A 9,233-nucleotide genomic window follows, 5' to 3' on the forward strand; every position below is an offset into this window, starting at 1 on the left:
CCTTGACTTAGAATCCGGCGCGGCCCGCGCGCTCCTCGCCCGGCGCGCAAACAAGAAAGCTTCAGCTTGAACAAGCTCAATCAGAGACAACGAGAGGCCGTGCGCCACATCGACGGCCCGCTGCTGGTGTTGGCCGGCGCCGGCAGCGGCAAGACCCGCGTCATCGCGCACAAGATTGAATATCTCATCAAGCAGCGCGAGGTGCCGCCAGAGCGCATCGCGGCGATCACGTTCACCAACAAGGCCGCGCGCGAGATGCGCGAACGGGTGAGCACCCTCTTGCCGCGCAAGGCCAAGGGCCCGTGGATCTCCACGTTTCACACGCTGGGCCTGCGCATCATGCGCGCGGAATGCAAGTCGCTCGGCTATCGCCCCGGCTTTTCCATTTTGGACTCCGGCGATTGCGCCAATCTGCTGGCCGATCTCATGCGCCGCGATCAGCCCGGCAGCGACATTTCCGTCTACGAGATCCAGAACCACATTTCCGGCTGGAAATACGCGCTCATTCCCCCCGATAAAGTGGTGAACAGCGACTTCACGCCGGCGCAGAAGCTCGCCCTGCGTTGCTATGGCCCCTATTGCGAGGCCTTGCGCGCCTTCAACGCGGTCGACTTCGATGACCTCATCATCGCGCCGGTCGGGCTGCTGCAGAGCGATGCGTCCGTGCTCGAACGCTGGCGCGGTCAAATCGACTACCTGCTGGTTGACGAATACCAGGACACCAACCTCTCGCAGTACGAACTGGTGCGCCTGCTGGCCGGCGGACACGAGCGACTGACGGTGGTGGGCGACGATGATCAGTCGATCTACGCGTGGCGCGGCGCGCGGCCCGAGAACATGGTGCAGCTCGCCAGCGACTTTCCCGCGCTCAAGGTCGTCAAGCTCGAACAGAACTACCGCTGCAGCGGCATCATCCTCAAGGCCGCCAACAGCCTCATCGCCAACAACCCGCACATCTATCCGAAGACGCTGTGGTGCGATCACGGTTTCGGCGACAAGATACGCGTCGTCAGTCGCGCCAGCGAACACGACGAGGTGGAATGGCTGGCCAATGACATCCTGCACCGCCGCCTGGTGCACTCGCTGCGCTATGGGGACTTCGCCGTGCTCATGCGCAGCAATCACCAGGCGCGCCTGTTCGAACACGCGTTTCGCGAGCGCGCCATTCCCTACGTGGTGTCGGGCGGCCGGTCCTTTTTCGATTTCACCGAGATCAAGGACTGCGTGTGCTACCTGCGCCTGCTGGCCAACCCCAGCGACAACAACGCCCTGTTACGCGTCATCAACACGCCGCGTCGTGCCATCGGTCCGGCCACGGTCAAGATTCTTGTGGAGGTGGCGGCCAACGGCAACGGCACGCTCGCGGACGCCGCGCTGGACGCCGAGTTCGCCACGCGCGTGTCGCCGCAGACCTTGAAGCGCACGCGCGCCTTCATCGAATGGCTCAACGAGTTTCAACGTCTGCACGGCGAGAGCGCGCCGCCCGACGCCTTCGCGCAGTTGTTGGCGGATGTCGGCTATGACGACTGGCTGGAGCAGACCGCCGAGACACCGACCGATGCCGAGCGCAAGCGCAACAACGTCGCCGAGCTCGCCAAGTGGATAAAGCGCATCCACGAGGCGGAGGAGTCGCGCACCACGGCCGACGTGGTCGCGGCCCTGACCTTGTTCGACATTGCCGATCGCAAGGAAGACGACACCGACGCCGACGCCGTGGTGCTGACCACCCTGCACGCCGCCAAGGGCCTCGAATATCCGCACGTGTACCTTGCCGGCTTCGAGGAAAATCTCTTGCCGCATCGCAATTCGATCGCGCTCGACACCATCGAGGAAGAGCGACGGCTGGCATACGTCGGCATCACCCGTGCGCAGCGCACCTTGTCCTTGAGCTTTTGCCGCTCGCGCAAACGCTTTGGACAGACCGAGACCGTCGAACCCAGCCGTTTCCTGGCGGAGTTGCCCCAGGACGAATTGGCGTGGGACGGCGTACCGATGGATGTCGGCGCCAACAAGGTCGCCGGGCGCGGCACCCTCGACAGCCTGAAGCGCATGCTGAAAACCTGATCGCGCCGCCGCCTTGTCGCCGACAGGAGACAAGGCGATGCGCGAAGTCGGCTCTGGCATCGCGGCGCGGCTTGGGCCCGTCTGGGCGCACTCCCGTCAAAACAGTGACTTAAGTCAGCGCATGCCGAACCGCCGCGCTGCTGGCACGCATCCTGCTCTAAGCCAGCCATAGAGTGAGAACGTCCATGCGCAACCATCAGAAAGTCATCTCGTCACTGCCGCCCGGCTCCAGCTCCGCGCCGGCCACCCGCCGCCTGATCGAAGGCTATGCCACCGAGATCGCGGCGCGCCGGCAGCAGTTGCTGGACGACCGCGCGCTGTATCGCGGCAAACTCGAAGACCTGCGCGACCTCGACCCGGCGGACTTCACCGGCCTGACCAAGCTCTACCGCGCGCATCTCACCCAGATTGAATTGCTGTTGAAGGAATTCGACCGCCCCGCGCGCGGCGCCTGATAGGCGCGGTCGCCGCTCCCAAACGTAGTTCCCTTCTCTACGTGGCTACTGCCCGCTCTCGAAGCGGGCTTTTTTTTGCGGGCGTGTCAGATCTGGGCGCGTCCGTACAGCCGCGCGTACAAACCCTGTTGCGCAAGCAGCTGGTCATGGTTGCCTTGCTCGACCACCTTGCCATCCTCCATCACGAACACGCGCGACGCGCGGCGCACCGCGCTCAGGCGGTGGGCGATGATGATCAGGGTGCGTCCCGCCAGCTGCCGGTGCAAGGCCTCGTGCAGGCGAAACTCCGTCACCACGTCCAGCGCCGACGTCGCCTCGTCAAGGATCACCACGTAGGGATCGGTGAGCAGCATGCGGGCGATGGCGAGGCGCTGCCGCTGGCCACCCGACAAACGGATGCCGGTGCGGCCAATCACCGTATCGAGGCCCTGCGGCAGGGCGGCGACCGTGTGGTCGAGCTGCGCGATGGCGAGCAGATGCCACAGCCTGGCATCGTCGGCGTCGCGTCCCAGGGTCAGGTTTTCGCGCACGCTGGCGTGCAGCATCGCCGGATGTTGCAGGACCACGCCAACGTGCTCGCGTACCGGCGCGAAGCCTATGTCGTCGAGCGCGATGCCGTCGTAGAGCACGCGCCCGGCGCTCGGCGCATACAGTCCGAGCAACACCTGCACCAAGGTTGATTTGCCGCCGCCGCTGGCGCCGACGATGGCCACCTGTTCACCGGCCTCGACCTTGAGCGACAGGCCATCGAGCACCAAGGGCCCGTCGCCGTAACGGAACGAGACCTCGTCCAATTCGACGCTGACCGCCGCGCGCTCGCGAAACGGATTGTGGCGCGTCGGAAAATCCGGCTCGCGCGCCAGGCGCCACACCCGGTTCACGCGCTCGAGCGCGGCGTTGGCGGCCTGCAACGCGTATTGCAGGTTGAGCACCGTCTCTATCGGGCCGACCAGGAACCACAGGTAGCTGAACACCGCGATCATGCGACCGAGACTGAGATCCGAGAACACCACCAGCAGCATCGCCAGTGCGCGGAACACGTCGATGCTGACCAGGAACACCGCGAAGGAAAAACGGCCGGCGGCGTCGCTCTTCCAGGCATAGGAGGCGGCATGCTGGCGAATGTCGCGGGCGCGTTCGATGACGCGCCCGAGATAGTGCCCTTCGCGATTGGCGATGCGCATCTGCTGAATGGCGTCCAGGGTTTCAGCCAGCGATTCCTGGAACACCTGCAGCGCGCTGTTCTCGCGACGCTTGAGTTCCTTCACGCGGCGACTGATGCGCATGGTGAAGTACACCGCCGCCGGGTTGAGCAACAGGATCAGCAAGCCGAGCTGCCAGTGCATCCACAACAACACCGCCGCGCCGCCGACCAGGGTCAGCACCGCGATCACGAGCTGGCTCAGGGTGACGCCGGTGAACTCGTCAATGGTGTTGAGATCGACCACCAGGTGCGTGGCGACGGTGCTCGCGCCCAGCACCTCGTACTCGGCCATCGAAACATGGCGCAGGCGTTCGAGCAGTTCGCGTCGTATGCGGAAGATGAGATCCTTGGCGATCAGCGAGAAGCTGCGGCTCTGCCACACCTGCAAGGCCAGGCTCATGGCGCGCAACACGATGGTGGCGAGCGTCACCACCAAGATGTAAGCGCTAGCCCCGCGCCAGTCCGGCGGCAGCACGGCATCGACCGCGGTCACCACCGGCCCGCCGCGACCGAGCAGCACTTCGTCGACCAGCAGGGGCACGAGCAAGGGCACCGGCACCGCCAGCAGCGCGGCCAGCGCCGCCACCAGGTTGGCGCCGATGATGGCGCGTTTGTGCTCGGCAAACAGCGCCAGCACGTAGTGCCAGGTGTAGTGCCTCGGTTCGTTCGTCACGGGGATGGCCGGCGCGGGACTACGGCCCATGATACGCGCCGCCCTGCGGCGACGCATCGCGGCTAGCCTGTTTCGCCGACGGCGGTGTTGGCGTCGTTCATGAACCAGGCGCGGGCATCGGGCACGCCGTCGATTGCGTCGGCGCCCAGCGCGCGGAAATCGAACAGCGCCGGATCGGCCAGGTGGGAAGGCACCACGGCCTGCAGGCTGCGGAAGATATTCTCGACGCGCCCCGGGTGCTCGCGGTCCCAGGCGGCCAGCATGGCCTTGATCTTGACCCGCTGCAGATGCTCCTGGCTGCCGCACAGGTTGCAGGGAATGATGGGAAAGCCGCGCGCTTCGGCATGGCGCGCGATGTCGTCCTCGGCGCAATAGGCCAGTGGCCGGATCACCACGTGCTTGCCGTCGTCGCTCAAGAGCTTGGGCGGCATGGCCTTCAACTTGGAGCCGAAGAACATGTTGAGAAACAGCGTTTCGACGATGTCGTCGCGGTGATGCCCGAGGGCAATCTTGGTCATGCCATGCTCGGCGGCGAAGGTGTAGAGAATGCCGCGTCGCAGGCGCGAACACAGGCCGCACATCGTGTTGCCGTCCGGCACCACGCGCTTGACCACGCTGTAGGTGTCCTGCTCGACGATGTGATGCTCGATGCCGAGTTCACGCAGGTAGCCGGCCATGATTTCCGGCGGGTAGCCGGGCTGCTTCTGGTCGAGATGCACCGCGACCAGCTCGAAATTGATGGGCGCGCGCTCGCGCAGGCGCTGCAGGATGTCGAGCAAGGTGTAGGAATCCTTGCCGCCCGACAGGCACACCATCACGCGGTCGCCCTCTTCAATCATGTTGAAGTCGGCGATGGCGCGCCCAACGTGGCGGCGCAGACGCTGCTGCAGGATGCCTGCCTCGTGCCGGGTCTTGCGGGGATCTGTGACACTCATGCCAATGCTCGCGGACAGGTACTCAGGGTGCCGACCGACGCTTGGCAATCGACCGCCGTCGCGCGCTGGCGCGCGACGGGGTCAAGCACGGCGTCAGGCGACGCTTTGAAAGGCTTCAGGCGCGACCACGCCGCGCTTGAACTGGCTGCTCTCGATGCGACCGGCCAGGAACGCTTCCTTAAGGATCGGCAAGGTGGTTTGCGGATCGCAATCGCCACACATGAACACGTCGATGGCGGCGTAGCCACGCTCCGGCCAGGTGTGGATGCTGATGTGGCTCTCCGCCAGGATCGTCACGCCGCTCACGCCCATACCTTCACCAAACGGGTGGTAGTAGGAGTAGAGCACCGTGGCGCCCGCCGCGCGCGCCGCCTTTTCCAACGAGCGTTCGATGAAGGCCGCATCCGCAAGATGGGTGGCATCCCACATCTCGACCAGCAGATGGTCGCCCGCGTAATGCGTGCCACGCCCGTCGGTCTTGAAATGATCCGGATGATTGCTCATGACTTGCTCCCTTCCACCAACTCGTTGATCCAGCGCGGCAGCACGAAACTGGCCGCGTGCACTTCCGGCGAATAGTGCCGCGTCTCGCCCGTCAGGGCCTTGAAACGCTGGCGCAACTTCTCGAGATCCGGTTTCAGCACATCCGCGTGCCGGCCAGCGATCCCCAACGTCATGTTGCCGCCGTAGTAGGTTGGCACCGCAGCCAGGTAAACGCCTGCGTGCAGCCCCAGGTTGCGCAGCGCCGCGACCGAACGGGCCGCTTCGTCACGCTGAAAGAACACCACACCGTCCTGCGCGCTCAACGCACCCTGCGGTGACAGCGAGTCACGACACAGGCGATAGAACTCGTCCGAGTACAAGGCCTCGGCCATGCCTACCGGGTCGGTCGAATCGACGATGATGGCGTCGTATTCGCCGCGATGTTCCTTCATGTACTTGAACGCATCCTCGACCACCACGCTCACGCGCGGATCGTCGAAGGCACGGCCGTTGTCGTTCAGGGTCGGCAGGTGCTCACGCGATGACTCGATCACCTTGATGTCGATCTCGACGAGATCGACATGTTCCACAGGGTGCTTGAGCGCCTCACGCAGGCAACCGCCGTCACCGCCACCCACGATCATCACCTTGCGCGGCGCCGGTACCGCCATCAGCGGCACATGCACCAGCATCTCGTGGTAGATGAACTCGTCGGCTTCGGTGGTTTGAACGATCCCGTCGAGCACCAACACGCGCCCGAGCACGGGCGCGCGGTAGATGGCTATCGACTGGAAAGGCGTTTGCGTCTGATACAGGATTTCATCGAAATGAAAGCCCTGGAAAGCCTGACCGGGGTACAGGCTTTCGACGAACTGCCCCGCCACCCTCAGCTCGCCTTTTTCAGCGAGGCTGGGAAGCGGCCACGTTCAAGCATGTGCTGCTCTATGACTTCGGGCTCGAAGTACTTGCGGCACACCTTGACGGCATCTTCGTTGTCAAACGTCTTGCAAGAGAAAATGTCGATGTAGACCTGGCCGAGATTCTCCGCGAAATGCGCGCAGATGTTGGATGTCTCGATCAGCTGCAACAGCGTGTATCCCGCGGCATCGAATGAATGCGTCGCGAAATGTTCGAGCTGCGGCTCGCCGTAGGCTTTCATCTTGATGGCATCGACCAGTTCCTTCACCCAGGCACGCAGGTTGTCTGCGTCGATGAGGCGGTCGCGCGGGCAGCCCGCTAAGTCGAGAATGAGGTGTTGACCCCAGATTGGCTGATGTTCAGACATCGCATAAAACCCCCACCCAGTAAGGTAGCAAGTTCCGTAGGGCACGAAGCTCTACGCCCAGTCGGTCCGGGCTTGACGCCACCGGACCAGGCCGAGGTCATGAAACGGCTTGGTTCACCTCCTAAAAGCTCGAATTACGCCGCCAGTCACACACGGAGACGCGACTTTAAGGCCTGCGAAGAATAATGCAAGAAGATGAACAATTTTTTCCCCCTGAACTGTCGCTGCTCAATTATTGAGCATCGTGCGTGCGTGCTTGAGACAGGCCGCGAGGCGCTGTCCCCATGCGCGCTGCGCGCTGTCCTGCGTGATGAGGTCCTGCCGCACTTCGAACAGCACGTTCAACAGGCCGCGCGCAAGCGCATGCGCGGGAATGCCTTGGTCCTTGTCGTCGATGCGATAAGGCTCGTTGTCTCCCACGCAGAAATCGCCGTGTGTGCGCAGGAAATCGAGCACCGGCGTGGCAAGTCGCCGATCGCTGTCAGCCGACAGCACGCCTATCTGCCAGGCGCGCGCGCGACCGAGGTAGACCGGCGTGAAGCTGTGCACGGCGACGTAGATGGTGTCGCGCCCTTCGGCGGCGCGCGCGTCGAGCCGCGCGCGGATGGTGTCGTGGTAGGGCGTGTAGATCTCGCGCAGGCGAGCCTCGCGCGCGGCGGCGCCGAGAGCACGATTGCCCGGCACTTCGGTCGCTTCGCTGCGCTCGGCGCAGAGCTCCGCGCTGTCGCGCGGGCGGTTGCAATCGATGACGAGTCGCGAATAGCACTGCGCGACGAGCTCGGCGTCGAGCAGGCGCGACAGTTCGCGCGTCACGCCCAGCGCGCCGATGTCCCATGCGATATGGCGCTGCCTGTCCGGCGCGGATAGACCGAGGTCGCCGAGACTGCGCGGCAGGAGGTGGCCGGCGTGGTCGCAGGTGAGGAAGAACGGTGAAGCGGCTTGCGCGCGCTCGTGGATGACGGGACGGGGTTCGTCAGCGGCCAGCAGGGAGTTCATGCCGGGCCGCGCTCGCTGAGGGTCATGTGTCGCTCGATCTCCGGCCACGGGGCGCGGCGAGTATAGAGGCGTGCCAGCGGCTCGGCCACACGCGCGCATGGGGCGACCGCCCGGCACACGTGCGCCATCCCCGGCAGTGAAATCCGAGCTTGCCCGCCGCCTGCTATATGCATTATTTTGCAGGTTCCGCCAGCGTTATTTGCGCACTATTTTGCGTAGTGAATTGAGCGCCGATGACGCCCTCGCCGCTGCCCTGCGTCAGTACTGAGCACTTGCGCCTGCGCGGCACCGATGCCGACCATTCATGAATACATGCACTTCCACGTCAACCTGTCGGAGGACCTGTTCGGCTCTGGAATCTGGACCAACACGGCCCATTACTTCACACAAGTCTTGAAGGGCCGTTATCCCGAGTCACGCCTGGCGGATGACCACGAGGTGCAGGCCTCGGTGTTACAGGTCACGGAGACCGGCCGTTGCGCGCGCTGGATTGCACCGCCGCGCCTCGGCATCAATAATCCGCACCTCGATTTTCCGTAACCCCGCATGCAAGCCATGGGCACTGTCTACGCTACCGACCGCGAGGGCGAGCTGCATGCGCTGCCCGCCCGTCGCGGTGTCACATTGATGGAGATCCTGCGCGACGCGAATCTGCCGGTCGAGGCGATCTGCAGCGGGCAGTGCATCTGCTCGACCTGTCATATCTACGTGGAAGAACAATGGGCCGCGCGTTTGAAGCCGCGCGGCGAGGCCGAACAGGTGATGGTCGAGGACACCGGCCATTTCCTGCCGACCTCGCGCCTCGCCTGCCAGGTCGACTACGAGAACACGCTCGATGGGCTCAGGCTGACGCTCGCGCCCGAGTTCTGACGAGGGCCTCATCGAGCCCGCCGCCTGCGTGGTGCTGGACGCCGATGCCAGCGGCGACGCCACCGTGGCCGATACCTTGAAGCAGTCCGTGCGCGCCCGATTCGTGCACTACAAGTACTCGCGCCGGATCGAATTCCTGCCCGCGCGGCCCAACACCGCGACCGCTAAAATCCAACGCTTCAAATTGCGCGGCCCCGCCGTCGGAAGGCGGCGCGGCTAATCGTCGGTACCGTCCCGCGCAGGCTTGTACCCAACCCATGGGCAGCCC

General features: G+C 64.4%; 11 protein-coding genes. 5 read left to right on the forward strand and 6 right to left on the reverse strand.

Annotated features, from left to right (window positions below; genetic code table 11):
• Window positions 1-66 precede the first annotated feature (66 nt).
• Window positions 67-2,064 carry a UvrD-helicase domain-containing protein gene (locus IPM80_20140; GenBank protein MBK8960663.1) on the forward strand — a complete coding sequence of 666 codons (1,998 nt, stop codon included), beginning with the start codon at window positions 67-69 and terminating at the stop codon, window positions 2,062-2,064.
• Between the two features lie 185 nt (window positions 2,065-2,249).
• Entirely contained in the window at window positions 2,250-2,519 is a 270-nt protein-coding gene (locus IPM80_20145; GenBank protein MBK8960664.1) for a hypothetical protein, read from the forward strand.
• An 86-nt stretch (window positions 2,520-2,605) separates the two neighbouring features.
• Here the strand turns inward: IPM80_20145 and IPM80_20150 are convergent, their stop codons facing one another.
• The 6 genes from IPM80_20150 to IPM80_20175 form a co-directional block, all read right to left on the reverse strand.
• Window positions 2,606-4,426 carry an ABC transporter ATP-binding protein gene (locus tag IPM80_20150; GenBank protein MBK8960665.1) on the reverse strand — a complete coding sequence of 607 codons (1,821 nt, stop codon included), beginning with the start codon at window positions 4,424-4,426 and terminating at the stop codon, window positions 2,606-2,608.
• A 32-nt stretch (window positions 4,427-4,458) separates the two neighbouring features.
• Complete coding sequence (gene ttcA / locus IPM80_20155; protein ID MBK8960666.1) at window positions 4,459-5,331, reverse strand: tRNA 2-thiocytidine(32) synthetase TtcA; 873 nt, start codon at window positions 5,329-5,331, stop codon at window positions 4,459-4,461.
• 93 nt (window positions 5,332-5,424) lie between these two features.
• The gene (gene speD, locus IPM80_20160; protein MBK8960667.1) at window positions 5,425-5,835 is read right to left on the reverse strand and encodes an adenosylmethionine decarboxylase; all 411 of its coding nucleotides are present in this window, start codon (window positions 5,833-5,835) and stop codon (window positions 5,425-5,427) included.
• A complete protein-coding gene (gene speE / locus IPM80_20165; protein MBK8960668.1) occupies window positions 5,832-6,698 on the reverse strand; it encodes a polyamine aminopropyltransferase in 867 nt (288 codons plus the stop codon). The genes speD and speE overlap by 4 nt, the downstream gene beginning before the upstream one ends.
• A 2-nt stretch (window positions 6,699-6,700) precedes the next feature.
• Window positions 6,701-7,144: an S-adenosylmethionine decarboxylase gene (locus tag IPM80_20170; GenBank protein MBK8960669.1), complete on the reverse strand. Its 444-nt coding sequence runs from the start codon at window positions 7,142-7,144 to the stop codon at window positions 6,701-6,703.
• A gap of 183 nt (window positions 7,145-7,327) precedes the next feature.
• Window positions 7,328-8,095, reverse strand: coding sequence for an N-formylglutamate amidohydrolase (locus IPM80_20175; protein MBK8960670.1), 768 nt, complete (start codon window positions 8,093-8,095; stop codon window positions 7,328-7,330).
• Between the two features lie 291 nt (window positions 8,096-8,386).
• Between IPM80_20175 and IPM80_20180 the strand changes: the two genes are divergently transcribed.
• The 3 genes from IPM80_20180 to IPM80_20190 are packed head-to-tail and all read left to right on the forward strand — an operon-like array spanning window position 8,387 to window position 9,185.
• Entirely contained in the window at window positions 8,387-8,635 is a 249-nt protein-coding gene (locus IPM80_20180) for a hypothetical protein (GenBank protein ID MBK8960671.1), read from the forward strand.
• A gap of 15 nt (window positions 8,636-8,650) precedes the next feature.
• On the forward strand, window positions 8,651-8,965 hold the full coding sequence (locus IPM80_20185; GenBank protein MBK8960672.1) for a 2Fe-2S iron-sulfur cluster binding domain-containing protein: 315 nt from the start codon (window positions 8,651-8,653) through the stop codon (window positions 8,963-8,965).
• A 28-nt stretch (window positions 8,966-8,993) separates the two neighbouring features.
• Complete coding sequence (locus IPM80_20190; GenBank protein ID MBK8960673.1) at window positions 8,994-9,185, forward strand: hypothetical protein; 192 nt, start codon at window positions 8,994-8,996, stop codon at window positions 9,183-9,185.
• Window positions 9,186-9,233 lie beyond the last annotated feature (48 nt).

This window comes from Pseudomonadota bacterium (genome assembly GCA_016719885.1).
In the GTDB taxonomy this organism is placed as follows: Bacteria; Pseudomonadota; Gammaproteobacteria.

Excerpts from the sequence above, each read along its gene's own strand:
- IPM80_20150 (MBK8960665.1), bottom strand. The coding sequence starts at position 4,426 with ATGGGCCGTAGTCCCGCGCCGGCCATCCCCGTGACGAACGAACCGAGG.
- IPM80_20180 (MBK8960671.1), top strand. The coding sequence starts at position 8,387 with ATGCCGACCATTCATGAATACATGCACTTCCACGTCAACCTGTCGGAG.
- ttcA (MBK8960666.1), bottom strand. The coding sequence starts at position 5,331 with ATGAGTGTCACAGATCCCCGCAAGACCCGGCACGAGGCAGGCATCCTG.
- IPM80_20185 (MBK8960672.1), top strand. The coding sequence starts at position 8,651 with ATGGGCACTGTCTACGCTACCGACCGCGAGGGCGAGCTGCATGCGCTG.
- IPM80_20145 (MBK8960664.1), top strand. The coding sequence starts at position 2,250 with ATGCGCAACCATCAGAAAGTCATCTCGTCACTGCCGCCCGGCTCCAGC.
- speD (MBK8960667.1), bottom strand. The coding sequence starts at position 5,835 with ATGAGCAATCATCCGGATCATTTCAAGACCGACGGGCGTGGCACGCAT.
- IPM80_20175 (MBK8960670.1), bottom strand. The coding sequence starts at position 8,095 with ATGAACTCCCTGCTGGCCGCTGACGAACCCCGTCCCGTCATCCACGAG.